We start from the raw sequence: 26,036 nt of genomic DNA, 5'->3' as shown, positions 1-26,036 counted from the left end.
AGCCCGGGTGTTTGGCAAGCCGGTCATAAAGGCGACGCGCCCGGGCATTGGTGGCGCGGGTCAGCCGATACAGCTTGGGCGCGCCACACCATGGCAAGGCGTCGATGGTGATGGGTGTTTTGGCTGTGCAGGGCGGCCCTTTAGGGTTTGATTTTTTGTTGCACCAGCGCAGCCATTTCGGCGGCAGCGGGGGTGCTTTGACCACTCAGCCCCGCTGCAATGCCATGCTGGTCAGAAGCGGGGCGGTTCTGGCTGACTTTCCATTTGCCGATCCAGCGTTGCACCGGCATCTCCACGCCGACGATGGCTTTGAGCATCTGAGTGATGTAGTCGGCCGGCGCATCCGACACATGCCACGGCAGGGCCTGGCTCGCCTCGTGCGTCCGGGTGAGGCGTGTCACCACGTCCAGCACGCGCTCTGTGTCGTCAAAGGCCTGCGGCACGCCGTGGGCGTGCACAGTGGCGTAGTTCCACGTGGGCACCGCCTTGCCATGTGCATGTTTACTCGGGTACCAATTGGGCGACACATAGGCTTGCGGGCCGGCGAACACCGCTACCGATTGGGCGCCTGCGGCCAGGGCCTGCCACACCGGGTTGGCGCGCGCCACATGGCCCACCAGCGTGCCGTGTTCTCCGCGGTCGGGGTCCAGCAGCATGGGAATATGGTTAACCAGCAGTTCTCCCTGGTGTTGCACGACCCAGGTGGCCAGCGGGTGGGCGCGCACCAAGGCGTGCAGCGTGGCGGTGTCGGTCTCTGCAAAGTGGGGTGGCAAATACGTCATGGTGCGCTTGGCTTTAGCTGTGGGTTTCAGATTCAATACGGGGTTCGCACAGAACCTCGGTCTTGACCGAGTTGGCGATAAAACATGAGGCGTGGGCCCGGTGGTGAAGGTCATGGAGTTCGTCAGGCGCGGGGCAGTGCCCAGGCGCAAATTGAACCGCAGGGCGCAGCACCACACGGGTGATGGCTTGCCGGCCTTCCTCGTTGCGCGCCAGGGTGCCCACCGCTTCATCGCGATAGCTGTCCGCCACCCAGCCGTCGCGTGCGGCCAGGTCGAGGAACCAGAGCATGTGGCAACTCGACAGCGAGGCTACGAAGGCCTCTTCGGGGTCGACGGCTGCCGGGTCCGAATAGGGCTTTGGTACCACGTGTGGCGACGACGAACCCGGCACGACCGCGCCTCCGTCAAAGAGCCAGGTGTGTCGGCGGCTGTAGCGGTGGTCCGTAAACGCTGCGTTGTCGCGTTCCCAAAAAATGGTGGTGCTGTGCTGGGCCATGGTGCTGCTCCTTTGACAGGTCTTTGGTGACGGGATGGGTAAAGGCAGGAACTGATAAAGTGGTTCCCTAGTTTATTAAGATCTTCCTTTGTTCGAGGGGCCAATTCAGGGTGATTCAAAGAGCCATTGCGCCAACACGACCCCAACCCCGCAGCGAATCGGTACGCCAGCGGGTGTACCTGGAGCTGCGCCGCGCCATTGAGCAGGGCACCTTCAAGCCCGGCACACGCCTGCCCGCCTCCCGTGAGCAGGCCAAAACGCTGGGTGTGTCGCGCAACAGCGTTTTGTGGGCGCTGGAGCGCCTGCAGTCCGAGGGTTATGTGCTGGCCCGCGTGGGAGACGGCAGTTTTGTGGCCGACAACCTGGGTGCGTTGGCAACCGTGGTGACCGTCCGCGAGGGCTTGCGTCCCAGCATCGCTGCCGGCCTGTCGCAACGCGGGCAGTTGGTGGCTGACACGGTGCTGCGCTGGAATCCGCCCTTGCAGGCGGCGCTGCCGTTTCGCATCGGTGCGCCCGAGATCGCCACCTTTCCTTTTGCAGTGTGGGACCGTTTGACACGGCAAGCCTCCAAAGCCCAGCGCATGGCCCAGGCGCAATATTTGGACCCGGCAGGTGCGCCGGCACTGCGCGACGCCATTGCGCATTGGCTGTGGGTGTCGCGCGGCATTCGCTGCGAGGCGGCGCAGGTGGTGGTGTGCTCGGGTTCGCAGCAGGCCATTGATCTGGTGGGACGCCTGCTGCTGGATCCGGGCGACGATGCCTGGGTGGAAGACCCAGGCTATCCCGGCATTCGTGCCAGCCTCGTCGGACACGGCGTGACCGCACGGCCGGTACCGGTGGACGCCGAAGGCCTGCTGGTCAGCCAGGCAGCAGCGCAATGGCCTGACGCCCGGCTGGCGGTGGTCACGCCCACGTCTCAATTTCCGACCGGTGTGCGTATGAGCTTGCAGCGCCGACTGGAACTGCTGGACTGGGCCAATGCCCAGCGCGCCTGGATTGTGGAAGACGACTACGACGGCGAATTTCAGTACGGCAAACATCGCCTGCCCGCGCTGTGCAGCCTCCCGCATGCGCAGCGCGTGCTGTATGTGGGAACCTTCTCCAAAACGCTGCACCCCGGGTTGCGGCTGGGGTTTATCGTGCTGCCGCATGCGCTGGCAGGTGCCTTTGCGATGGCCCGCGCCTTGATCGACCGCCACTCGCCGGGCGACGCTCAGGAGGTGCTGGCTCGCTTCATCACAGAAGGCCACCTCTTGCGCCACCTGCGCCGCATGCGCGAGTTGTATCCGCAGCGCCAGCAAGCCCTGATAGATGCGCTTGCCAGCGCCAGCAAAGGCCAACTGGTGCTGCAGCCCAGCGAGCAGGGCATGCATCTGCTGCACGAATTGCCGGCGGGGCGTGACGACCAAACCCTGTCGGCGCGGGCACAGGAGGCGGGTATTCTGCTGGCGCCGCTGTCGCGTTACACCATTACCTCCAGACGCCGGGGGTGGTTGTTTGGTTATGCGGGGTATGACACCGCGTCGCTGCGCGCGGCGGCAAACAAACTGGGAAAATTGCTGCAGAACAAGTAGAAAACCGTGTTTTCTGTCTGGTTGATTGCGGGTTTTCAAAGCGAGCGCCGGTGCTGACGACTTGCAGCACCCCCGGAAGCCGAGGCCGTTACAGGCTAAAATAGAAAGTTGACCGATTTCAAACGGGAATTTGGAAAACATCCGATTCCCGTTTTTGTTTCCGGCGCGCGGGTGGCGAAATTGGTAGACGCACCAGGTTTAGGTCCTGACGGTAGCAATACTGTGCGGGTTCGAGTCCCGCCCCGCGCACCACCTTTGAGAATTCAGGATGATTGCCGCACGGCTGGACTTTTTCCGTGCGTGCGCTCGTCCTTTTATACATCTGGATATTAGGAGTAGATCATGGCCGTGACTGTTGAAACCCTTGAAAAGCTGGAACGCAAAATGACTTTGACCCTCCCGGTCAACACCATCCAGTCCGAAGTCGATTCACGCCTGAAGCGCCTGGCCCGCACGGTCAAGATGGACGGTTTCCGTCCAGGCAAGGTGCCGATGACTGTGGTTACCCAGCGTTACGGTTACTCCGTGCACTACGAAGTCATGAACGACAAGGTCGGCGAAGCGTTTTCCATGGCCGCCAACGAAGCCAAGCTGCGTGTTGCAGGCCAGCCGCGCATCAGCGAAAAAGAAGGCGCCCCCGAAGGCGAGTTGACATTCGACGCCATCTTCGAGGTGTACCCCGAAGTCAAGCTTGGCGACTTGTCCGGTGCTGAAGTTGAAAAAGTCAGCGCCGAAGTCAGCGATGAAGCCATCGACAAGACCATCGATATCTTGCGCAAACAGCGTCGCACCTTTGCCCAGCGCGCCATGGATGCCGCAGCGCAAGACGGCGACCGTGTAACCATCGACTTTGAAGGCAAGATCGACGGCGAAACCTTCGCCGGCGGCAAGGCTGAAGCTTTTCAGTTTCTGGTGGGTGACGGCCAGATGCTCAAGGAATTTGAAGATGCTGTGCGCGGCATGAAAAGCGGCGAAAGCAAGACTTTCCCACTGAGCTTTCCAGCGGACTATCACGGCAAAGACGTGGCCGGCAAGCAGGCCGACTTCATGGTGACCGTGAAGAAAATTGAAGCTGCCAACTTGCCAGAAGTTAATGAAGCTCTGGCCAAGTCCCTCGGCATTGCCGATGCCACCGTTGAAGGTCTGCGCGCCGATATTCGCAAAAACCTGGAGCGCGAAGTCAAATTCCGTTTGCTGGCCCGCAACAAAAACGCCGCCATGGATGCCTTGCTGGCCACCGCAGAACTGGATCTGCCGCAGGCAGTTGTCCAGGCTGAACTCGAGCGGATGGTCGAAGGCGCACGCGCCGATCTGAAGCAGCGCGGCATCAAGGATGCAGACAAGGCGCCGATTCCCGATGACATCTTCCGTCCACAAGCCGAGCGCCGTGTGCGCCTGGGTCTGGTGGTCGCTGAGCTGACCCGCGCCAATGACCTGTTCCCGAAACCCGAGCAGATCAAGGCGCACGTGGAAGAGCTCGCATCGAGCTACGAGAAGCCGGAGGACGTCGTGCGCTGGTACTTCAGCGATGAAAAACGCATGTCCGAAGTCCAGTCTGTCGTGATTGAGAACAATGTCACTGACTTCGTGCTGGGCAAGGCCAAGGTAGTCGAGAAGGCTGTGTCCTTCGATGATTTGATGGGTCAGCAGGGCTGAGCGTTGCGTCCGATGCGGACGGCGTGACCTGATTTTCAATACGGGGGCTTGCGGCTACGGCTTCAAGCCCCATTTTATTTTGGGTACAGTAGCCCCAACCTTTGGAGAACCCATGATTTACAGCAGTGCACAAGACATTCAAGGCCTCGGCATGGTGCCGATGGTGATTGAACAGTCTGGCCGTGGCGAGCGGTCCTATGATATTTATTCACGCTTGCTGAAAGAGCGCGTGATTTTTCTGGTGGGCCCAGTCAATGACCAGACAGCCAACCTGGTGGTCGCCCAGTTGCTCTTTCTTGAGAGCGAAAACCCGGACAAAGACATTTCGTTCTACATCAACTCTCCTGGCGGCTCTGTGACGGCAGGCATGGCGATTTACGACACCATGCAATTCATCAAAGCCGATGTATCTACGCTGTGCGTGGGTATGGCTGCCAGCATGGGTGCTTTTTTGCTGGCGGCGGGCGCCAAAGGCAAGCGTTTTTCCCTGCCCAATTCACGCGTGATGATTCACCAGCCCTCGGGCGGTGCACAGGGTCAGGCTACTGACATCGAAATTCACGCGCGTGACATCCTTAAAACACGTGACCAGCTCAACCGCATCCTGGCCGAGAACACTGGGCAAACCGTGGAAAAAATCGAACGCGACACCGAGCGTGACTACTTCATGTTTGCCGATGAAGCCAAGGCTTATGGCGTGGTCGACGAGGTGATTGCCAAGCGTCCCTGAGCGCACCTAGGCGTAAACCCCAGCGCTCGCGTAAACCCTGTCAGTTGCTGGGCGGCAACGGCGTTTTCTGTAACAGAGAACGCCGTTTTTATTTGGTTATCATTAGGTAACAACCTCCTCCGGGTCACCCCCCAAAGGCATCAAATCCATGGCCGAAAAAAAAGGCTCATCCAGCGAAAAAACCCTGTACTGCTCTTTCTGCGGCAAAAGCCAGCACGAAGTCAAAAAGCTGATAGCAGGGCCTTCGGTTTTTATCTGTGATGAGTGCATAGATCTTTGCAACGAAATCATTCGCGACGAACTGCCGGCTGGCGAGGACGTGCGCGAAACCCGGGGCGATTTGCCGACCCCGCTGGAAATCAAGGCCACGCTGGACGGCTATGTGATCGGGCAGGAGCCGGCCAAACGTACGCTGGCGGTTGCGGTCTACAACCACTACAAGCGCCTGCGTCACAAGGAAAAAGCGAAAAAGGACGATGTCGAGCTGACCAAAAGCAATATCTTGCTGATCGGCCCCACGGGATCGGGCAAGACGCTGCTGGCGCAGACGCTGGCCCGTACGCTCAATGTTCCTTTCGTCATGGCCGACGCCACGACGCTGACCGAAGCTGGTTATGTGGGCGAGGACGTTGAAAACATCATCCAGAAATTGCTGCAGAGCTGCAACTACGAAGTCGAGCGGGCTCAGCAGGGCATTGTTTACATCGACGAAATCGACAAGATTTCCCGCAAGTCAGACAACCCGTCCATCACGCGTGATGTGTCAGGTGAGGGCGTGCAGCAGGCGCTGCTCAAGCTGATCGAAGGCACCATGGCGTCAGTGCCCCCGCAGGGCGGACGCAAGCACCCCAATCAGGACTTCCTGCAGGTGGACACCACCAACATCCTGTTTATCTGTGGCGGCGCTTTTTCGGGTCTTGAGAAGGTTATTGAAAACCGCACCGAGGCCTCCGGCATTGGTTTTGGCGCTGCGGTCAAAAGCAAAAAGGCGCGCAGCCTCACGGAATCTTTCAAAGACGTCGAGCCCGAAGACCTGATCAAGTTTGGCCTGATCCCCGAGCTGGTCGGCCGCATGCCCGTGGTCGCGACGCTGGCCGAGCTGACTGAAGACGCGTTGGTGCAGATCCTGACCGAACCGAAAAACGCTGTGGTCAAACAGTTCAGCAAACTCCTGTCCATGGAAGGCGTTGACCTGGAAATTCGCCCATCAGCTCTCAAGGCGATTGCCCGCAAGGCGCTCGCCCGAAAAACCGGTGCACGCGGTTTGCGCTCCATTTTGGAGCAGTCCCTGATTGACACCATGTTTGACTTGCCCAACAGCAGCAACGTGGAAAAAGTGGTGGTTGATGAAGCGACGATTGAGGAAAACAAGGCGCCCTTGCTGGTGTACCGCGAAGCGGCCAAGCAAGCATGAGGCGACAAGGGTGACGAGGGCATCGGGAGTTGATAGGGCGCGCGACGCAGGTTGAATCTGCGCCTTGCTTGAAAATTGCCAGTGGTCCCCCATTTCGAATGTATTGTTTTCTCTGCTGCATGAAAGCCTGACCCTGAGACAGCACTCTGGGGCTTTTGTTAAGGCTTACCTTTAAGGTTGATATGTCCGCACAAACCACATTGCCCCCCAGTCCGATTGAGCTGCCGCTGCTGCCTCTTCGCGACGTCGTGGTCTTTCCTCACATGGTGATTCCCCTCTTTGTGGGTCGACCCAAGAGCATCAAGGCGCTAGAGTCAGCAATGGAGGCCGAGCGCCGCATCATGCTGGTTGCCCAAAAAGCTGCCGCCAAGGACGAGCCCTCGGTTGAGGACATGTTTTCCGTTGGCTGCGTGGCGACGATTTTGCAAATGCTCAAACTGCCGGATGGCACCGTCAAGGTTCTGGTGGAAGGTCAGCAGCGGGCCACCGTCAATAAAATTGAAGAGGGTGAGTTTCATTTCAGCGCCAATGTGACGCCGGTGGAGCCGCCCGTGCTCGACCCCACTGACAAGACCAGCGAGATCGAAGCGCTGCGCCGTGCGGTGATGCAACAGTTTGACCACTACGTCAAACTCAACAAAAAAATCCCGCCTGAGATTCTGACGTCCATCTCCAGCATTGACGATGCCGGCCGCCTGGCAGACACCATTGCAGCGCACTTGCCGCTCAAGCTTGATGCCAAGCAGGTCATTCTTGACCTGGATAACGTCAAGGCCCGACTGGAAAACCTGTACGAGCAGCTTGAGCGTGAGGTCGACATCCTCAATGTCGACAAGAAAATCCGCGGTCGTGTCAAACGGCAGATGGAGAAAAACCAGCGCGACTTTTATCTGAACGAACAGGTCAAAGCCATCCAGAAAGAACTGGGAGAGGGCGAAGAGGGCGCGGACATTGAAGAGATCGAGAAAAAGATCAAGACCGCCAAGATGCCGCAGGAAGCCCGAAAAAAGGCTGAAAGCGAACTGAAGAAGCTAAAGCTGATGTCGCCCATGTCTGCTGAGGCAACTGTGGTGCGCACCTATATCGACGTGCTGACCGGTTTGCCCTGGAGCAAGAAAACCAAAATCAAGCATGACCTTGCCAATGCCGAGGTGGTGCTGGACGAAGATCACTACGGGCTTGAGAAGGTCAAGGACCGCATTGTTGAGTATCTTGCAGTGCAGCAGCGCGTTGACAAGCTCAAGGCGCCGATTCTTTGCCTGGTCGGCCCTCCCGGCGTTGGCAAGACCTCGCTGGGGCAGTCGATTGCGAAAGCCACCGGCCGCAAATACGTCCGCATGGCGCTGGGCGGCATGCGCGATGAGGCCGAGATTCGCGGTCACCGCCGTACCTATATCGGTGCGCTGCCGGGCAAGGTGCTTCAGAGCCTGACCAAGGCGGGGACCCGTAATCCACTGTTCCTGCTGGACGAGATTGACAAGCTGGGAACCGACTTCCGCGGCGACCCATCAAGTGCCTTGCTGGAGGTGCTGGATCCCGAGCAGAACCACACTTTTGGCGATCACTACGTCGAGGTTGATTTCGACCTGAGCGATGTGATGTTTGTGGCGACCTCCAACTCCATGAACATCCCGCCGGCGCTGCTGGATCGCATGGAAGTGATTCGCCTGTCGGGTTACACCGAGGATGAAAAGACCAGCATTGCCATGCGCTACCTCCTGCCCAAGCAGCTCAAGAACAACGGCGTCAAGGATGGCGAACTCGAAGTTCAGGAGCAGGCCGTGCGCGACATCGTGCGTTACTACACGCGTGAGGCCGGTGTGCGTTCGCTCGAGCGCGAGCTCTCCAAGATCTGCCGCAAGGTGGTCAAGGGCATCCAGCTGAAGAAGATGGAGGCCAAGGTGACCGTCACGCCCGATAACCTCAACGACTTTCTGGGTGTGCGCAAGTATGACTATGGCCGCGCCGAAAACCACAACCAGGTCGGCCAGGTGGTCGGTCTGGCATGGACCGAAGTAGGCGGCGACCTGCTGACCATTGAAGCGGCCATGATGCCGGGCAAAGGTGTGATCACGCGTACTGGCTCACTGGGCGACGTGATGAAAGAGTCAGTGGAGGCCGCTCGGACCGTGGTCCGCAGCCGCGCACGCGTGCTGGGGATCAAGGATGAAATGTTCGAGAAGCGGGACATTCACATCCACGTGCCGGATGGCGCCACCCCCAAGGACGGTCCAAGTGCTGGTGCGGCCATGACCACGGCATTTGTTTCTGCCATCACGGGTATACCTGTGCGAGGCGATGTCGCCATGACAGGAGAGATCACTCTGCGCGGTGAAGTGACTGCGATTGGCGGTCTGAAGGAAAAACTGCTGGCCGCATTGCGCGGTGGCATCAAGACCGTACTGATTCCCGAAGAGAATGCGAAAGACCTTCAGGAGATTCCGGATAACGTCAAAGCTGGACTGGAGATCGTGCCTGTCAAATGGATTGATCAGGTGCTGCAGATTGCGCTGGTGCGTCAGCCTGTTCCTCTTACCGAAGAAGAGGCCGCAGTGTCTGCTGCAGCGTCGGCTGTGCCTCCCGTGGAAGCGGCGGGCAACGTCAAACATTGAACGATTTTTGTCATAGATTCGCAAAGGCAAAAAATCTAAGCTATAATTTGAGGCTGTAATCGCGGGAGTAGCTCAGTTGGTAGAGCGCAACCTTGCCAAGGTTGAGGTCGAGAGTTCGAGACTCTTCTCCCGCTCCAATTCAAAAGGGCAGCACTTAAAAATGCTGTCCTTTTTCATTGGGCCGGTGCCCGATGAATACGGACTTGATAGTAATGAGCCTGGCGAAAGTCAGGCATCACATGGCGCGGTAGCAAAGCGGTTATGCAGTGGATTGCAAATCCATCCAGGGCGGTTCGACTCCGCCCCGCGCCTCCAACAACACAATCGGTATTGATTTTGGCGGCCTTGTTGGTGCTCTGACAAGGCTCTTTTTGTTTCACAATAAAGCTCTGCCCGGGTGGTGAAATTGGTAGACACATCGGACTTAAAATCCGCCGCTTCCTTAATCGGGGCGTACCGGTTCGATTCCGGTCCCGGGCACCACTCCTTTGAATACTCAGCTGTCGGCTTTCGCGAACCGCACACCTTTGGCGATAGGGACAAAGCACTCTTCGTGCGCGGGTTCGATTCCCATCCCGGGCACAAATGACAGTTTTCGCTACGCTGTGGTGATGCTCATTTCCCGCTGCAACTGGTTAAGATAGATTCCATGGCTCGCTACAACAATCCCCCCTTTGAAATCCATGTTCACGGTGAAGTTCCGCTGCGTGAGGATGTTGGCTTTGAGCAGCTGCAGGAGGCCTTGAAGCCGCTGTGGTCCTACCCCGGAGCCAAGTCTCTGGCGGATGGCGCAGCCAGCGTGTATGAAGAAGAGCCGGGCATCCGTTTCGATGTTCACCAACATCTGTTGCAGCTGTGCTGGACAGTGCCCGGTGATGAGGACTTCAAGCAGGTGCTTGATGAGGTCTGCATGGCCTTGAACGATCTCGCAGTCAGTGGCGCGCCGATTGAAGTGACTTTTTACGATTCGGATTTTGACGAAGACGAAGAACGCGATGGCGAAGAAGCCAGAGACGACTTCGCGATGTATTTCGTCGGCCCCACGCCTGCCGCCATCATGCAGGTCCAGCGCGACCTCCTGGTGCAGGACATGATCGGGTTGATGGAGCGGCACTTTGACGCGACTGAGCTGGGCGATGTGGTCGCAGCGGTCGACAAGCTGTTTGAGCAGCGTTTCGAAACACTCGTCAATTCCATGCAGCTGGGTCGCCCACCGCGTGGATTGGGCGGCTCACAAGGTGGCTCCGGCCATGGCGGTGGGCGCAAGCCGCGCCACCTGCACTAATGCGGTACTGCCCGCCGGCTAGCCCTTGAGCTGGTCCGCAAACCGGTGGTTCACGTCGCGGTGGCCTGCCTCGTCTTCGCGCACCGCCACAATCACATCCCGCAGACGCGCACCTGGCGCCAGCTTCCAGTAGTCGATCGCAATCTGCGGCGCAGGCACGTTCTCATACTGCCCGCCGTCGATGCCTTCCAGATACTCGGTGTAGCTGTAAACCGCCTCTTCTTCAAAGTAGCCCACCAGCCGGTGCGCGGTGCGGGCAGAGACGAGGTAGAGCACAAAAAACAGGTTATAAAAAATACCCTGCGTCAGCATGACCATCCAGCGCTCCAGCCGGCTTGGCCTAGCGATGTGGACAAAAGTCATCAGGTGCATGCGCTCGTTCTCGGCTTCGTCCAGCAGCTGGCGTATCCAGCCTTCGTCGTCCTTCATGCTGCGCAGCGATTTCAAGTGAACCAGCGCACCTCCCACCATGCCCGGCACGGCGGCCACCGTTTCCAGCACGACGGCGCGGTTGCCGTAGCGGCCGGCGAAAAACGTGTCGGCCAGAAAACGCAGCAGTCGGGTGGTGCGCCAGGCAAAGCGATCCGAAAAGTCTTCCTGTTCGTGGTGGGTGGCCGGGGGTGGGGTGACTTGCATCAGTATTCTCCGGAGGTGGCGCGCTGGAGATATCCAGTTTGCTATCAGGTTAATAGCTAAAAATCCGCGTCATTAAAGGGCCAACTGCCATTTGAGCATGTATTGCCGCGCAGGGGCGTGTTCGGCGTCCCTCCGGTCAAAATGAATGGTCATTTACCTCACTGGCCCAGTATCGACGGGGACTGTCTGCTATTAAATCGAGAGTAAATCCGGATTTCCTCCGCTATATCCCGAGCCAGCGGTGCGCGGCTGCCACCAGCGCTTGCGGCGAGCCCGTGGTGATAAGTGTGACGCTACCCGTGCCTTCGGTGTTCAGCAGGCCTGCAGTTTCCAGCAGGCGGTGCGTCTGGCGCGCCACCGGCTCTCCCGTTTCTATCATTTTCACGTTCTCACCAGCATGAACTGCAAGATGGTGCTGGGCAAACGGGTAGTGGGTGCAACCCAGTACCAGCGTGTCGATTTGACCTTCTTCAGTGCCGAAAGTGCCAAGTGCCTGCATGTAGCGGGCACACAGCTGTGTGATCTGCTGGGTATCGTCGTTCTGGATGGCGTCCGCCAGGCCATCGCAAGGCATAAACACAAAGTCCGCCTGGTCTTTCAGCGAGTCATGCAACACGCGAATCTTGGCACTGGCCAACGTGCCGCGCGTGCCAAGTACGCCAATACGACGGGTTCGGCTGAGGGCGATGGCCGGCTTGAGTGCGGGCTCAACGCCGACCAGAATCAAGCCAGGATATTGCGTGCGCATCAGCTGGACTGCGGCAGCGGTCGCCGTGTTGCAGGCTATCACCAGAGCCTTGACATCATGCTCGCGGACCAGGCGATCCACCACCACACGCGTACGCTCGATAACGTAGTCATCACCCCGTTCGCCATAAGGCGCAAAACCCGCGTCAGCCAGATAGACAAAATCCTCAGCGGGAAGCCGGGCGCGCAGCGCCTTGAGAATACTCAGGCCGCCGACGCCACTGTCGAATACGCCTATGGGCTTCAAGCAGCGGCGACCGTGATGCCTTTGAACTCGCCGGTGGCAATTTTTTTCTGCCATTCGGCTGGGCCGGTGATGTGGGCGCTGGTGCCGCCTGAGTCCACTGCCACGGTCACCGGCATGTCGACCACATCGAACTCGTAAATGGCTTCCATGCCCAAGTCGGCAAAGCCCACCACTTTTGCACTCTTGATGGCCTTGCTGACCAGGTAGGCGGCGCCGCCCACGGCCATCAGATAAGCGCTCTGGTGTTTCTTGATGGCTTCAATGGCCACTGGTCCGCGCTCGGCCTTGCCTATCATGGAAATCAGGCCGGTCTGGGCCAGCATCATCTCGGTGAAGCCATCCATGCGGGTGGCGGTGGTCGGGCCAGCAGGCCCCACAGCTTCGCCAGCCACCGGGTCCACCGGGCCCACGTAATAAATCACGCGGTTGGTGAAATCGACTGGCAGTTTTTCGCCCTTAAGCAGCATGTCGGCAATGCGCTTGTGGGCCGCATCGCGGCCGGTCAGCATCTTGCCGTTGAGCAGCAGGGTCTGGCCGGGCTTCCAGCTGGCCACTTCAGCCTTGGTGAGTGTGTCCAGGTTGACCTTTTGGCTCTTGACGTAGTCTGGCGTCCAGTTGACGTTGGGCCAGAGGTCCAGGCTGGGCGGGGTCAGGTAAACAGGGCCACTGCCGTCCATCACGAAATGCGCATGGCGGGTGGCGGCGCAGTTGGGAATCATCGCCACCGGTTTGCTGGCCGCGTGGGTCGGGTACATCTTGATCTTGATGTCCAGCACGGTGGTGAGGCCGCCCAGGCCCTGCGCGCCTATGCCCAGCGCGTTGACCTTTTCAAACAGTTCCAAGCGCAGCTCTTCGGTTTTGCTGAGCTTGGCGCCAGAAGACGATTTGGCCTGCAGCTCATACATGTCCAGGTCGTCCATCAGGCTTTCTTTGGCCATCAGCACGGCCTTCTCGGCGGTGCCGCCTATGCCAATGCCCAGCATGCCCGGCGGGCACCAGCCGGCGCCCATGGTCGGCACTGTCTTGAGCACCCAGTCCACCACCGAGTCACCCGGATTGAGCATGACCATCTTGCTTTTGTTCTCGGAGCCACCGCCTTTGGCCGCCACAGTCACATCGACTTTGTTGCCGGGAACGATCTCGGTGAAGATCACGGCCGGCGTGTTGTCCTTGGTGTTTTTGCGGTCGAACTGCGGGTCAGCCACCACGCTGGCGCGCAGGGTGTTGTCGGGGTGGTTGTAGCCCTGGCGTACGCCCTCGTTGATAGCGTCTTCCAGGCTGCCGGTGAATCCGTCGAACTTGACGTCCATGCCGACCTTGAGAAATACGTTGACGATGCCAGTGTCCTGGCAGATCGGGCGCTGGCCGGTGGCGCTCATCTTGCTGTTGGTCAGGATCTGCGCAATCGCATCCTTGGCCGCCGGGCTGGCCTCGGCCTCGTAGGCGCGCGCCAAGTGGGCAATGTAGTCGGCCGGGTGGTAGTAGCTGATGTACTGCAGGGCGGCGGCAACGGATTCAATCAGGTCGGCTTGTTTGATGAGGGTCGTCATGGTCAGGTGCGTGGTGGGTGAGTGGCTTTGCAGGAGAGGGCGCGTGTGCTACGGTTGGCACAACCCCGTATTTTGACAGGTAAGCACAACCATGAAGACACGCACCGAGCGCGACACCTTTGGCCCGATTGAAGTCCCCGCCAACAGGCTGTGGGGCGCGCAGACTCAACGCTCGCTGCAAAACTTCGATATCTCGGGCGAATTGCAACCGCGCGAAATTATCCGCGCGCTGGTACAGGTCAAACGCGTCTCAGCCAGCGTCAACCTTGCGCTCGGGCTGCTGGACGGAAAAAAAGCCAAGGCCATCATGGCCGCGGCTGATGAGGTGATTGCCGGGCAGCATGCGGACGAGTTCCCCTTGGTGGTCTGGCAAACCGGCTCGGGCACCCAGAGCAATATGAATATCAACGAGGTACTGGCCAACCGCGCGAGTGAGCTTCTGGGCGGTCAGCGTGGCGAAGGCCGGTTGGTACATCCCAATGACGACGTCAACCGCAGCCAGTCGTCCAATGACGTGTTTCCCACAGCGATGCATGTGGCGGCTGTTGATGCGATTACGAACCGGCTGCTCCCGGCGGTCGCGAAGTTACGCGCTACGCTGGAGAAAAAGGCCCGCGACTTTGAACGTATCGTCAAGATTGGGCGCACCCATTTGCAGGATGCGACGCCGCTGACCCTGGGCCAGGAGTTCTCGGGTTACGTGGCACAGCTTGCCCATGGTGAGCAACACCTGCGCGCGGCTCTGCCGCATGTGTGTGAGCTGGCGCTGGGCGGCACCGCCGTGGGCACCGGGTTGCACGCGCCAAAAGGTTATGCGGAACAGGCCGCTGCTGAGCTCGCGCGCCTGACTGGATTGCCCTTTGTCACCGCGCCCAACAAATTCGAGGCCATGGCATCCTGCGATGCCCTGGTCCATGCGCACGGCGCGCTTAAAACCCTGGCCGCCAGCATGATGAAGCTCGCCAACGACGTGCGATGGCTGGCCAGCGGACCGCGCAGCGGCATTGGTGAGCTGACGATTCCTGAAAACGAGCCTGGTTCTTCGATCATGCCGGGCAAGGTCAACCCGACGCAAAGCGAGGCGGTGACCATGCTGTGTTGCCAGGTGTTTGGCAACGACGTGGCCATCAACATGGGCGGCGCCTCGGGCAATTTTGAGCTCAATGTGTTCAGACCCATGATCGCCCACAATTTCCTGCAAAGCGTGCGTCTCCTGGCCGATGGGATGGTTAGCTTCAATGACCATTGCGCGGTTGGCATCGAACCCAACCGTGACCGCATCGCCGAACTGGTGGACCGTTCTCTCATGCTCGTCACCGCACTCAATCCGCATATTGGTTACGACAGGGCTGCCTCTATTGCCAAGAAGGCCCACAAAGACGGGAGTAGCCTGCGCGATGCCGCGGTGGCTTCTGGCCATCTGACGGCCGAGCAGTTTGACGAGTGGGTAGTGCCCGGAAACATGGTGGGCCGCTGACAGGGTGCAGTCGCTATTGAATTGATAGCTACTTACGCCCGTATGGAAAGGGCGAGAGGCCGTTTTCGACAATAAAAAAGGGGCTGATTGCCCCTTTTTCTTGAAAGCCTCGAGTTTCAGTGCTTTTGCGCGGCTGCAGCAATGCCAGACATGATCTTGTCGGTATAGGCGATGGCCAGCGCCGACAGCAGAAAGGTAATGTGGATCACGGTCTGCGCGATCAACACCTGTTCGCTGTAGTTCGCAGCGTTGATGAAGGTTTTCAACAGGTGAATGGAGCTGATGCCGATGATGGCCGTCGCCAGCTTGACCTTGAGGACTGAGGCATTGACGTGGCTCAGCCACTCAGGCTGGTCTCGGTGGCCTTGCAGGTTCATGCGGCTGACGAAGGTTTCGTAACCGCCGACGATCACCATGATCAGCAGATTGGAGATCATGACCACGTCGATCAGCGCCAGCACCACCAGCATGATCACGGTTTCATTGAGCGAGGTGATGGGGACGTCGGTCTTGTAGCCTATGCTGGTGACCAGCGCCTGGAGGGCGGTCTTGCTGCCGAATACAGCCTCGATCAGGTGAAGCAACTCGACCAGAAAGTGAAACACGTAGACACCCTGGGCTGCGATCAACCCCAGGTAAAGCGGCAGTTGCAGCCACCGGCTGGCAAAGATGAAACCCGGAATGGGCGCAAGCGGGGATGTGGGCGGAGGGGTAATTTTGGGATCTGACATAGAAGTGGTGGGGGAAATGATCTGAATGAGCGGATTGTAGGTGTGCCGCCGGGTTTGTAAGCTTCGTGCCAGTCAGTGGACTGTAAGTGCCGAATATGACATTAGCAACCTGAGCACCAAGCGGCCATTACGGCTTTGGTGCCATCCACCCGAGGAGACAAAACATCATGAGCACACCATCATCTGCCATTCAATCCACGCTGGTTGAAAACCGGGTGTTCCCGCCAAGCGCGGCTTTGGTCAAAGCGGCGCGTATTTCGGGAATGGAAGGCTACAACGCCCTCTGCGCCGAAGCCGGCAAAGACTTCGAAGGTTTCTGGGCTCGCCTCGCACGTGAAAATCTGAGCTGGAAAAAGCCGTTTACCAAAACACTGGACGAGTCCAACGCGCCCTTTTATCAGTGGTTTGCGGACGGTGAACTCAACGCTTCTTACAACTGCCTGGACCGCCATCTGGGTACACCCACCGAAAACAAAAAAGCGATTATTTTCGAGAGTGATGATGGCAAGGTGACCAACGTCACCTACAGGGAGTTGCATGCCAAGGTTTGCCAGTTTGCCAATGCGCTCAAGGCCATGGGCATCAAGAAGGGCGACCGCGTCATCATCTACATGCCCATGACAGTGGAGGGCGTGGTCGCCATGCAGGCCTGCGCGCGCATTGGTGCAACGCACTCTGTTGTGTTTGGCGGGTTCTCTGCAAAGAGTCTGCAGGAGCGCATTCAGGACGCTGGTGCCGTGGCAGTCATCACCGCCAACTATCAGCTACGCGGCGGCAAAGAGTTGCCTCTCAAGGCGATTGTGGATGAGGGCATTGCGATGGGCGGGTGCGAGTCCATTAAGAACGTGCTGGTCTATCAGCGCACGCCAACGGCCTGCAATATGGTGGCTGGCCGCGACAGCCTGATGCACGAAGTCATGGCCGGGCAGGGCGAAACTTGCGAGCCAGAGTTTGTTGGCGCCGAGCATCCGCTGTTCATCCTCTACACCTCCGGCTCTACCGGCAAACCCAAAGGTGTGCAGCACAGCACTGGCGGCTACTTGCTCTGGGCCAAGCTCACCATGGACTGGACCTTTGATATCCAGCCCGCAGATGTGTTCTGGTGTACCGCCGACATTGGCTGGATCACCGGACACACCTACGTGGCTTACGGACCGCTCGCTGCGGGCGCAACGCAAGTGATTTTTGAGGGCATTCCCACTTACCCCAATGCCGGGCGCTTCTGGCAGATGATCGAAAAGCACAAGGTCACGATTTTTTATACGGCGCCCACTGCCATCCGGTCTTTGATCAAGGCGGCTGAAGGTGACGAAAAAGTGCACCCTGCGCGCTCTGACCTGAGTAGCCTGCGCATCCTCGGTTCGGTAGGCGAGCCCATCAATCCCGAGGCCTGGATGTGGTACTACAAAAACATCGGTGGCGAGCGCTGCCCTGTGGTGGATACCTTCTGGCAAACCGAAACCGGCGGGCACATGATCACGCCGCTGCCAGGTGCGACCCCTCTGGTACCCGGCAGTTGCACACTGCCCTTGCCCGGCATCATGGCGGCCATCGTGGATGAGGTGGGTAAAGACGTGCCCAATGGTTCGGGCGGCATGCTGGTGGTCAAGCGCCCGTGGCCTTCCATGATTCGCACGATCTGGAACGACCCCGAGCGGTTCAAGAAGGCGTATTTCCCCGAAGAAATGGGTGGCACGACCTATCTGGCAGGCGATGGTGCGGTCCGCAACATCGACAACGGCTACTTCCGCATCACGGGCCGTATCGACGACGTGTTGAATGTGTCCGGCCACCGCATGGGCACGATGGAGATCGAGTCTGCACTGGTTGCACATTCCACGCTGGTGGCTGAGGCCGCCGTGGTTGGACGGCCCGACGATTTAACGGGGGAGGCGATCGTTGCCTTTGTGGTGCTCAAACGCTCCCGGCCAACCGGCGAAGAAGCCAAAGCGATTGCCAAAGAGCTGCGCGACTGGGTGGGCAAGGAGATCGGTCCCATCGCCAAGCCAAAGGACATTCGTTTTGGCGACAACTTGCCCAAGACCCGGAGCGGGAAGATCATGCGGCGCCTGCTGCGCGGCATTGCCAAAGGCGAAGCCATTACCCAGGACACCTCAACGCTGGAGAATCCGGCTATCCTTGAGCAACTGGCCGAGAAGCAGTGATCGGGTGAGCCCCAAGCCAGGGAGTTCTGAGCACCTGGCGCCCATAAAAAAAGCCCGTTGGATCAACGGGCTTTTTTTATGAAGGAACGCTTATTTCTGCGTCATCACCCAAGCAGCCAATTTTTTGGCTTCGTCAGACGTGACTTGCGCATTGGCTGGCATGGGCACTGGCCCCCAGGTGCCAGCGCCACCTTTGACAATCTTCGCGGAAAGTTTGTCCACAGCGTCTTTCTGGCCTGCGTATTTGGCGGCAACGTCTTTAAAAGAGGGGCCGACCAGCTTGGTTGCCACGGCATGGCAAGTCATGCAGTTTTTGGCAGTCGCCAGTGGCAGGTCTGCCAGCGCTGGCGTGGAGATGACAAAACCAGCCGCAATGGAAGCAATCGCCAGGAATATACGTTTCATCATGAGCCTCGTGGGAGTTATGGATTCGGTTACAGTTGTTTAACGCGATTGTAGGGGTGTGTGTTGACCTTGTTGTGTGTGCTGTGTAAAGGGTCCCCCGCATTTTCAGGAGTTTTATATGTTTTTTCTGCTTGTTGGCATTGTCGGACTGGCGCTTAAATATCTGGAGATTGGGCCAGTGGCCACCTTGAGCTGGTGGATGGTTCTTTCACCCTTTGGCCTGGCCGTTGTTTGGTGGTGGTGGGCAGACAAGTCCGGCTTCACCGAGAAAAAGGCCATGGAAAAGATGGAAAAGCGCAAGCAGGAGCGTATTGACAAGCAGCGTGATGCGATGGGCATGCTCAAGAAAAGAAAATAGAGCCCCCACGTTCGCTCACTGCGTGTAACTCTCTGCCCCCCGAGGGGGCGCTGCGCCTGCGGCCTGGCGGAGCCAGATCCGCGGCCCCTGCTTGAATAAGAGCCGATCGCTTCGCTTTGGCAAATGAAAAAGCCCCTCTGCAGGGGCTTTTTCATTGGTGGCGTGTTACCGGTCTCAATAATCGTCAAGCACCGCGCCTTTGCTGGCGCTTGATGCGTTAAACGCGAATTTCGCCTGAACGCCGCGCGTGTAGCGGGGCAGTGGAGCTTTCCAGCCTTCCTTGCGTTTGGCCAGCACCGCGTCGCTGACGTTAAGTTGCAGCAAAAGCTGCTTGGCGTCTATCGTGATGGAGTCACCCTCCTGGATAAAGGCGATGTTGCCGCCTGCTGCCGCTTCCGGTGCAACGTGGCCGACCACCATGCCCCATGTGCCGCCGGAAAACCGTCCGTCGGTAATCAAGCCGACACTTTCGCCCAGCCCGGCGCCAATCAGCGCGCCCGTGGGCGCCAGCATTTCGGGCATACCGGGGCCGCCTTTGGGGCCCAGATAACGCAACACCATCACATCGCCCGCAACAATCTTGCCCGCAAGAATCGCTGCCAGCGCTGACTGCTCGTCGTCAAACACGCGTGCGGGACCTGTCATCACCGGATTTTTAAGGCCGGTAATTTTGGCGACGCAGCCCTCAGGTGAAAGGTTGCCCTTCAGGATCGCCAGGTGGCCCTGCTTGTACATAGGGTTGTTGATGGGTCGGATCACGTCCTGGTCGGCACGCGGCGCGTCAGGGACGTCCTTCAGAACTTCGGCAATGGTTTGTCCGGTAATCGTCAGGCAATCGCCATGCAGTAGGCCGGCTGCCAACAATGTCTTCATCACTTGCGGGATGCCACCTGCCTTGTGCAGGTCCACGGCCAGGTATTTGCCGCTGGGCTTTAGGTCGCACAGCACGGGCGTCTTGACACGCACGCGCTCAAAGTCGTCGATCGTCCAGTCGACCTCCGCGGCATGTGCGATGGCCAGAAAGTGCAGCACCGCGTTGGTGGAGCCGCCTGTGGCCATGATGACGGCAACAGCGTTTTCAATCGACTTTTTAGTGACGATGTCGCGTGGCTTGATGTTCTTTTTAATGGCCTCAACCAGCACCTTGGCGGACTCTTTGGCTGAGTTCATTTTCTCGTCATGGGGGTTGGCCATGGTCGAGGAGTAGGGGAGGGAAATGCCCAGAGCCTCGAAGGCGGACGACATGGTGTTGGCCGTGTACATGCCGCCGCAGCTGCCGGTGCCGGGGATGGCACGGCGCTCGATCTGCAGCAGGTCCTCGTCGCTCATGCGTCCGGCTGAATGCTCGCCCACCGCTTCAAATACGCTGACGATATTCAGGTCTTTGCCCTTGTAGCTCCCGGGCAGGATGGTCCCGCCGTAAACATAGATGGAGGGCACGTTGGCGCGCAGCATGCCCATCAGGCCGCCGGGCATGTTTTTATCGCAACCGCCGACCACCAGCACACCGTCCATCCACTGGCCCTGAACGCAGGTTTCGATGCAGTCAGAGATCACCTCGCGGCTGACCAGCGAATATTTCATGCCTTCGGTGCCCATGGCCATGCCGTCAGAAATGGTGGGCGTGCCGAACACCTGGGCGTTGCCTCCGGCTTCTTCAATGCCCGCAATTGCGGCGTCGGCAAGTTTTTGCAGGCCGCTGTTGCAAGGGGTGATGGTGCTGTGCCCGTTGGCCACGCCGACCATGGGCTTCTTGAAGTCGCCAGCCTCGTAACCCATGGCGTAGTACATGGAACGGTTGGGCGCGCGCGAGGTGCCTTCGGTGATGTTTTTGCTGCGGCGGTTGATGGCGTCGCCAGCGCCGTCTTTGTCTTGCTGATTCATGGGGTGTCTTTTGTAGTAATTGCAGGGAAAGGCAAAGTATGCGCCGCGCAGTTGATCGATTCCAATATATTTTTAGGAGTGCATTAATATGTTTGGTATATGAATCATTCGACTGTCGAACTGCGACTCTGGCGCCAGTTTGTCACCCTTGCGGAAGAGTTGCACTTTAGCCGGGCAGCGGCGCGTCTGCACATGACGCAGCCGCCACTGACCCAGGCTATCGCTCATCTGGAAAAGGTCCTGGGCGTCCGCCTGTTTGACCGGACCAAGCGCAGTGTCTGCTTGACGGCGACGGGTGCAGCGCTGCTGCCTGCAGTGAGGGAGCTGCTTGCAAGGGCTCAGTCGCTGCCTGAGCTCGCCCGTGCGGCCGAAGCAGGAGAGCAAGGGCGTCTACGTCTGGCTTTTGTGTCCACTGCCGGGTTCTCGTTGCTGCCCGAGTGGGTCAGGGCCTTTCGGCAGAAATTTCCGGGGGTGCAACTGGAGTTGCTGGAGGCCACAGGTGATATGCAGTTGCAGGCCTTTGGACGGCAGGAAATTGATGCTGGCATCATGCTGCATTCGCCGGGGTTTGCACCCCCCGGACTGGAGCGCCGCCTGGTGGCTACCGAGCCTTTGATGGTGGCGCTGGCTGAGCATCACCCGCTGGCATCGGCCACGACTTTGCTGCTGGACGAGGTGCTGGCGCAGCCTCTGGTGATCTTTCCCCGGCGAATTCTGCCGTCCCTGTACGACGCCATTTTTGTGATGTACCACGCTGCGGCGCAACCGCCCAACATCGTGCAGGAAGCGATTCAGATGCAAACCATTGTTAACCTCGTGTCAGCAGGGCTCGGTGTTGCCTGGGTGCCGCAAAGTGTCCGCCAGTTTCAGCGGCCAGGCGTGGTTTACAGAAGTGTCTCGGGGCCAAAGAGCCGGCGCGTGCCTTTGTGCGAAACCAGTCTTGTCTGGCCTTCCGGGGCAATCAACCCCTGCCTGCAACGCTTTATGGAGTTTGCAACGCCGGTCCGGTAGTCATCAAGCCCGCTGGCACAATAAGCCGCATGTTGATTCACCCCACCATCAATCCCGTCGCCCTGCAGCTGGGTCCGCTGGCCATCCATTGGTATGGCCTGACCTATCTGGCCGCTTTTGGACTGTTTTTGTTTTTGGGCATGCGCCGAATAAAGCACGAGCCGTATGCGTCCATGACGGGCGATGCCGCATGGAGTCGCAAAGACATCGAGGACATTCTCTTTTTGGGCGTCATGGGAGTGGTGTTGGGCGGCCGCATTGGTTATTGCCTGTTTTACAAGCCCGCCTATTACCTGGCGCACCCGCTTGAAATTTTGTATGTCTGGCAAGGCGGCATGAGTTTTCATGGCGGCATGCTGGGCGTGTTTGTTTCTCAAATCTGGTTTGCGCGTACGCGGAAAAAGCCGTGGTTACAAGTCATGGACCTGATCGCCCCATGCGTGCCAACGGGTCTGGCGGCCGGGCGTGTGGGCAATTTCATCAATGGCGAGTTGTGGGGGCGGTTCAGCAGCCCTGACCTTCCGTGGGGCATGGTTTTTAAACATAGCGGGTCCATGGAGCCGAGGCACCCCTCGCAGATTTACCAGTTTCTGCTCGAAGGCCTTTTGCTGTTCGTGTTGCTGTGGCTCTACGCCCGCAAGCCCCGCAAGATGGGGCAGGTCTCAGCTGCTTTCCTCATCGGCTACGGCGTGTTCCGGTTTATTGCGGAGTACTTTCGCCAGCCGGATGACTTTTTGGGCACGCTTGCACTTGGCATGAGCATGGGGCAGTGGTTGTGCGTGCCGATGATTCTTGCCGGCGTATGGATGTGGCTGTGGGCGGAAAAGCGGCAGCCGCTTAGTTGATCTGCTGAATTGCAGTTCTGCCGCGGCCTTCAATAGCGCAGCTAGTGCTGCGGCAGGCTTTAGTCTCTTTACATACCGCCCGTTTAAAAAACCTTGCCTCGCGCCGCCTGCCTCTTCATAATTACACGTAATTATAGAAAATTACAAGCAGTCAAGCTCAGGCCCGCCTTCATTCTTTTCTCGCTACCTCCGCCAGCGATCATAAGCACCCACCCATGCGTTTGGTACAAAACTCACTGCATCAGGAAGTCGCAGCTACCTTGCGAGAGCAGATTTTTGCGGGGGTGTATGCGCCGGGCAGCTTTCTGGACGAGGTGGTGTTGTGCGAGCGTCTTGAAATTTCCCGCACGCCTTTACGTGAAGCTCTCAAGGTTCTTACCGCTGAAGGCCTGCTGAGGCACGAGCCGCGGCGCGGATGTTTCATCAACGAGGTTACCGAGCAGGATCTGGACGACATTTTTCCTGTCATTGCCTTGCTGGAAGGGCGCTGTGCGTATGAGGCAGCGCGGCATGCAACCGACGCCGACCTGGCGGCGTTGGTGACATTGCACGAGCATCTGAGCAGCCACGCCAGGGCGGGGCGTATTCAGGAATATTACGAGGCGAATTTCGCCATTCATGAGGCCATCATCACCCTTGCCAACAATCGCTGGCTTGCTCAGGCGATTGCCGATCTCCGCAAGATACTCAAGCTCTCCCGCCTGAAGTCGCTCGGTGCCCCCGGACGTTTGCAGCAAAGCCTGTCCGAGCACATGACCGTGTTTGCCGCTATCCGCAGCCGTGACAGCGATGGCGCCGAGGCCGCCATGCGTACCCACCTGACTCGCCAGCGCGAAGCCTTGCGCGAACTGGCCCGCAGTCAACGCTCGAGGTTGGCGTCATGAGTGCCGCCGAGTGGCTCACACGCAGCGTGGCGCGTTTTGCGCCCGATAAAAAGGCGCCGACAGCCACGCCGGCGTCTGAAAGCCCGACTGCTGCGAAGAAGTCAGGCAGCGCCGTCTCTTCACAACCGCAATCGGCAGGCCGCTCCACACGGGAACGCCTGCAGGCCACCCTGCGGCAAAAAGAAGAGGCTCTCTCGCCGCGCGTGTTGCGGCGTACGCTGGAGGAATTAAAAGCCATCGTCGATCCGCAGGTGAGTGAGGTGGAAGGCGGGCGCCGCGCCAAAGGCGTGGCAGGCTGGTATTCAAAGGCCGCACTCAATGAGCGGCGCGACATGTGGTTGCTGATGAGCGAGCAGTTTGTGGCTGACGCGCAAAAGGCCAAAGCGGCGCAGGCTCAATTGGCGGCGGCACTGGGCACGCCAGATGAAGCAGTCGCCGAGGTTCGTTACCGCCGCGCCACGGTGTCTCCCAGACGCCGGCTGCTTCAGCGTTTCAGTGCCTTCCCCGAGGGCATCCGTTTTCTGGTCGATTTGCGCGCCGACATGCTGCCCTATCTCAAGGCTGACAAGCGCCTGCAAGCGCTGGATGTTGAGATGGAATACATGTTCTCCACCTGGTTTGACGTCGGCTTTCTGGACCTTCGCCGCATCAGCTGGGATTCCCCGGCATCGCTGATTGAAAAGCTCATCAAGTATGAGGCGGTGCATGACATCAAAAGTTGGGCGGACATGAAAAACCGCCTTGACTCCGATCGGCGTTGTTACGGATTTTTTCACCCGCGCATTCCGGATGAGCCCCTTATTTTTGTTGAAGTTGCGTTGATGAACGACATGGCATCGAGCATTACCCCGCTGCTGGACGAGTCTGCGGAGCCGACCGACATTGCCAAAGCAACAACGGCGATTTTCTATTCCATCAGCAATACCCAGGCGGGGTTACGCGGCGTCAGTTTTGGCGACTCTTTGATCAAGCGTGTGGTGGAGACCCTGCATGCCGAGTTTCCGCGCCTCAAAACTTTTGCAACGCTTTCGCCTGTCCCCGGTTTCCGTCACTGGTTGGGGAAGAACGCTGCGGCCATGTTGCAGTTGCTTGACGAAAAAGAGCTGTCCTTGCTGGGACGCGCCGTGGGTTTTGAGCCACCCAGCGCACAACACTTTCTGACTGCCGCCGAGCAGCCAATGGCACTCGACGAAAAATCACCCGTGCGCCGTATCCTGCTGTGCTGCGCCGCGCATTACCTCGGGCGCACCACGGACGACGGCCTCCCACAAGACCCGGTTGCCCGTTTTCACCTGGGTAACGGCGCGCGGGTTGAGCGGCTCAACTGGGCGGGGGATCCATCCGCCAAAGGCTTGAAGCAGTCTTTCGGTCTGATGGTCAACTACCTGTACGACCTCAAGAAGCTCGACAAGCATCGAGGGTTATTGGCACAGGGGAAAGTGCCCGTATCGGGTGACATCGAGGACTTATATATTTAGAGCGAACCGCGAATCGCCTTGTTTTTCCGTTCTGAATTTCGACATTTTTAACAATGACAGGAGACAAACATGACATCGAATTTTCTGCCCCATGCATCCAGACGCGATATGTTGCGAGCGGCCGCCGCTGGTGCTGCGGTCCTGTCCTTGGGCAGTCAGGCGCAATCTGCCTGGCCATCCAAGCCGGTGACGATGATCGTGCCGTTTCCCGCAGGGGGTGGCACGGACGCCTTTGCCCGCCCGATGTCCGCCCAATTCGCGCGGCTGACGGGTAAGCAATTGGTTATTGAAAATCGCGGTGGTGCGGGCGGTACTCTTGGCGCCGGCATTGCGGCGCGGGCCCAGCCCGATGGTTACACCCTGTTCATGGGTGCTGTGCATCACACCATCGCCCCCAGCATGTACCCCAAGCTGGACTACGACATTGAGAAAGACCTGATTCCGCTGATTCTTGTCGCCAACGTGCCCCAGGTTTTGGTAGTCAACCCCAAAAACATGGCGGTGCCTGATTTCAAGTCCTTTCTCGAATTGGTTCGCAAGAGCCCGGGCAAATTCAATTACGGCTCTGCTGGAACCGGCACCTCACACCATCTCGCTGGGGAGCTGTTCAAGCAACAGAGCAAGACCTTCATCACCCACATTCCTTACACGGGGGCCGGTCCCTCGCTGCGAGACCTTGTTGGCGGCCAGGTCGACATGATGTTTGATGGGCTCGGTTCATCTGCTGCACACATCAAGGGCGGCCGCGTCAAGGCACTGATGGTGTCGGGCAACAAGCGCAGCGCCGCTTTTCCGGATGTGCCCTCTGCGGCTGAGGTTGGCATGCCCGATTACAACGTGACGACCTGGTATGGGGTCTGGGCCCCAAAAGGCACGCCGGCAGATCTGCAGGCGCGGGCTATCGACGAGATCCGCAAAGCCTGCACGACTGACGAATCCAAAGCAGTGTGGGCGAGTCAGGGCGCGGAGTTTGCCAATCTGGCAGGCCCGCAGTTTGCAAGTTTCATCAACGCCGAAGTCAAAAAATGGACCCAGGTGGTGAAAGCGTCTGGCGCCAAGCTCGACTGAG

Annotated in this window: 22 protein-coding genes and 4 tRNA genes; 18 read left to right on the top strand and 8 right to left on the bottom strand. The window is 58.8% G+C overall.

What is annotated here, in order from left to right:
• Positions 1 to 140 precede the first annotated feature (140 nt).
• A complete protein-coding gene (locus VE934_RS14060; RefSeq protein WP_324888528.1) occupies positions 141 to 782 on the bottom strand; it encodes an FMN-binding negative transcriptional regulator in 642 nt (213 codons plus the stop codon).
• A gap of 13 nt (positions 783 to 795) precedes the next feature.
• Positions 796 to 1,278: an OsmC family protein gene (locus VE934_RS14055; RefSeq protein WP_324888526.1), complete on the bottom strand. Its 483-nt coding sequence runs from the start codon at positions 1,276 to 1,278 to the stop codon at positions 796 to 798.
• Positions 1,279 to 1,388: 110 nt separating this feature from the next.
• Here VE934_RS14055 and VE934_RS14050 point away from each other — a divergent pair, with 110 nt between their 5' ends.
• The 10 genes from VE934_RS14050 to VE934_RS14005 all read left to right on the top strand — a co-directional run bounded on the left by VE934_RS14050 (position 1,389) and on the right by VE934_RS14005 (position 10,549).
• Positions 1,389 to 2,852, top strand: a complete 1,464-nt coding sequence (locus VE934_RS14050; RefSeq protein ID WP_324888524.1) for a PLP-dependent aminotransferase family protein — start codon at positions 1,389 to 1,391, stop codon at positions 2,850 to 2,852.
• A 165-nt stretch (positions 2,853 to 3,017) separates the two neighbouring features.
• A tRNA-Leu gene (locus VE934_RS14045) sits at positions 3,018 to 3,104 on the top strand.
• A gap of 90 nt (positions 3,105 to 3,194) precedes the next feature.
• Complete coding sequence (gene tig, locus VE934_RS14040) at positions 3,195 to 4,508, top strand: trigger factor (RefSeq protein WP_324888522.1); 1,314 nt, start codon at positions 3,195 to 3,197, stop codon at positions 4,506 to 4,508.
• 112 nt (positions 4,509 to 4,620) lie between these two features.
• Entirely contained in the window at positions 4,621 to 5,238 is a 618-nt protein-coding gene (gene clpP / locus VE934_RS14035; RefSeq protein ID WP_324888520.1) for an ATP-dependent Clp endopeptidase proteolytic subunit ClpP, read from the top strand.
• 148 nt (positions 5,239 to 5,386) lie between these two features.
• Positions 5,387 to 6,652 (top strand): ATP-dependent Clp protease ATP-binding subunit ClpX, encoded by a 1,266-nt coding sequence (gene clpX, locus VE934_RS14030; RefSeq protein ID WP_324888518.1) that lies wholly within the window; start codon positions 5,387 to 5,389, stop codon positions 6,650 to 6,652.
• A gap of 182 nt (positions 6,653 to 6,834) precedes the next feature.
• Complete coding sequence (gene lon / locus VE934_RS14025) at positions 6,835 to 9,264, top strand: endopeptidase La (protein WP_324888516.1); 2,430 nt, start codon at positions 6,835 to 6,837, stop codon at positions 9,262 to 9,264.
• A gap of 61 nt (positions 9,265 to 9,325) precedes the next feature.
• Positions 9,326 to 9,401: transfer RNA gene (locus tag VE934_RS14020), tRNA-Gly, on the top strand.
• Positions 9,402 to 9,505: 104 nt separating this feature from the next.
• Positions 9,506 to 9,579, top strand: a tRNA-Cys gene (locus VE934_RS14015).
• A 76-nt stretch (positions 9,580 to 9,655) separates the two neighbouring features.
• A tRNA-Leu gene (locus VE934_RS14010) sits at positions 9,656 to 9,747 on the top strand.
• A gap of 166 nt (positions 9,748 to 9,913) precedes the next feature.
• Positions 9,914 to 10,549, top strand: a complete 636-nt coding sequence (locus tag VE934_RS14005; protein ID WP_324888514.1) for a DUF6806 family protein — start codon at positions 9,914 to 9,916, stop codon at positions 10,547 to 10,549.
• A gap of 18 nt (positions 10,550 to 10,567) precedes the next feature.
• Here the strand turns inward: VE934_RS14005 and VE934_RS14000 are convergent, their stop codons facing one another.
• The 3 genes from VE934_RS14000 to VE934_RS13990 all read right to left on the bottom strand — a co-directional run bounded on the left by VE934_RS14000 (position 10,568) and on the right by VE934_RS13990 (position 13,729).
• Positions 10,568 to 11,185 carry an alternative oxidase gene (locus VE934_RS14000; RefSeq protein WP_324888512.1) on the bottom strand — a complete coding sequence of 206 codons (618 nt, stop codon included), beginning with the start codon at positions 11,183 to 11,185 and terminating at the stop codon, positions 10,568 to 10,570.
• A gap of 223 nt (positions 11,186 to 11,408) precedes the next feature.
• Positions 11,409 to 12,179, bottom strand: a complete 771-nt coding sequence (murI, locus tag VE934_RS13995; protein ID WP_324888510.1) for a glutamate racemase — start codon at positions 12,177 to 12,179, stop codon at positions 11,409 to 11,411.
• Entirely contained in the window at positions 12,176 to 13,729 is a 1,554-nt protein-coding gene (locus VE934_RS13990; protein WP_324888508.1) for a fumarate hydratase, read from the bottom strand. The genes murI and VE934_RS13990 overlap by 4 nt, the downstream gene beginning before the upstream one ends.
• 91 nt (positions 13,730 to 13,820) lie before the next feature.
• Between VE934_RS13990 and fumC the strand changes: the two genes are divergently transcribed.
• Positions 13,821 to 15,206, top strand: coding sequence for a class II fumarate hydratase (fumC, locus tag VE934_RS13985; RefSeq protein WP_324888506.1), 1,386 nt, complete (start codon positions 13,821 to 13,823; stop codon positions 15,204 to 15,206).
• Between the two features lie 116 nt (positions 15,207 to 15,322).
• Here fumC and VE934_RS13980 read toward each other — a convergent pair whose 3' ends face one another.
• Entirely contained in the window at positions 15,323 to 15,937 is a 615-nt protein-coding gene (locus VE934_RS13980; protein WP_324888505.1) for a YqhA family protein, read from the bottom strand.
• 167 nt (positions 15,938 to 16,104) lie between these two features.
• On the opposite strand from VE934_RS13980, the gene acs reads away from it, so the two are divergent.
• Positions 16,105 to 18,102 (top strand): acetate--CoA ligase, encoded by a 1,998-nt coding sequence (acs, locus tag VE934_RS13975; RefSeq protein ID WP_324888502.1) that lies wholly within the window; start codon positions 16,105 to 16,107, stop codon positions 18,100 to 18,102.
• 90 nt (positions 18,103 to 18,192) lie between these two features.
• Here acs and VE934_RS13970 read toward each other — a convergent pair whose 3' ends face one another.
• Positions 18,193 to 18,507 carry a c-type cytochrome gene (locus VE934_RS13970; protein WP_324888500.1) on the bottom strand — a complete coding sequence of 105 codons (315 nt, stop codon included), beginning with the start codon at positions 18,505 to 18,507 and terminating at the stop codon, positions 18,193 to 18,195.
• 118 nt (positions 18,508 to 18,625) lie between these two features.
• On the opposite strand from VE934_RS13970, the gene VE934_RS13965 reads away from it, so the two are divergent.
• Positions 18,626 to 18,865 (top strand): TIGR04438 family Trp-rich protein, encoded by a 240-nt coding sequence (locus tag VE934_RS13965; RefSeq protein WP_324888499.1) that lies wholly within the window; start codon positions 18,626 to 18,628, stop codon positions 18,863 to 18,865.
• 174 nt (positions 18,866 to 19,039) lie between these two features.
• Here VE934_RS13965 and ilvD read toward each other — a convergent pair whose 3' ends face one another.
• Positions 19,040 to 20,749: a dihydroxy-acid dehydratase gene (gene ilvD, locus VE934_RS13960; protein ID WP_324888497.1), complete on the bottom strand. Its 1,710-nt coding sequence runs from the start codon at positions 20,747 to 20,749 to the stop codon at positions 19,040 to 19,042.
• A gap of 99 nt (positions 20,750 to 20,848) precedes the next feature.
• Here ilvD and VE934_RS13955 point away from each other — a divergent pair, with 99 nt between their 5' ends.
• The 5 genes from VE934_RS13955 to VE934_RS13935 all read left to right on the top strand — a co-directional run bounded on the left by VE934_RS13955 (position 20,849) and on the right by VE934_RS13935 (position 26,035).
• Positions 20,849 to 21,760, top strand: a complete 912-nt coding sequence (locus VE934_RS13955) for a LysR family transcriptional regulator (protein ID WP_324888495.1) — start codon at positions 20,849 to 20,851, stop codon at positions 21,758 to 21,760.
• A gap of 29 nt (positions 21,761 to 21,789) precedes the next feature.
• Positions 21,790 to 22,605, top strand: coding sequence for a prolipoprotein diacylglyceryl transferase (gene lgt, locus VE934_RS13950; protein ID WP_324888493.1), 816 nt, complete (start codon positions 21,790 to 21,792; stop codon positions 22,603 to 22,605).
• A 215-nt stretch (positions 22,606 to 22,820) separates the two neighbouring features.
• A complete protein-coding gene (locus tag VE934_RS13945; RefSeq protein WP_324888491.1) occupies positions 22,821 to 23,489 on the top strand; it encodes a GntR family transcriptional regulator in 669 nt (222 codons plus the stop codon).
• Positions 23,486 to 24,967: a malonyl-CoA decarboxylase gene (locus tag VE934_RS13940; protein WP_324888489.1), complete on the top strand. Its 1,482-nt coding sequence runs from the start codon at positions 23,486 to 23,488 to the stop codon at positions 24,965 to 24,967. Before VE934_RS13945 ends, VE934_RS13940 begins: the two co-directional genes overlap by 4 nt.
• Positions 24,968 to 25,036: 69 nt before the next feature.
• The gene (locus tag VE934_RS13935) at positions 25,037 to 26,035 is read left to right on the top strand and encodes a tripartite tricarboxylate transporter substrate binding protein (protein ID WP_324888487.1); all 999 of its coding nucleotides are present in this window, start codon (positions 25,037 to 25,039) and stop codon (positions 26,033 to 26,035) included.
• Position 26,036 lies beyond the last annotated feature (1 nt).

Source organism: Polaromonas sp., from assembly GCF_035638815.1.
Lineage (GTDB): Bacteria > Pseudomonadota > Gammaproteobacteria > Burkholderiales > Burkholderiaceae_C > Polaromonas.
This window is presented reverse-complemented; position numbering and strand designations above follow the sequence as displayed.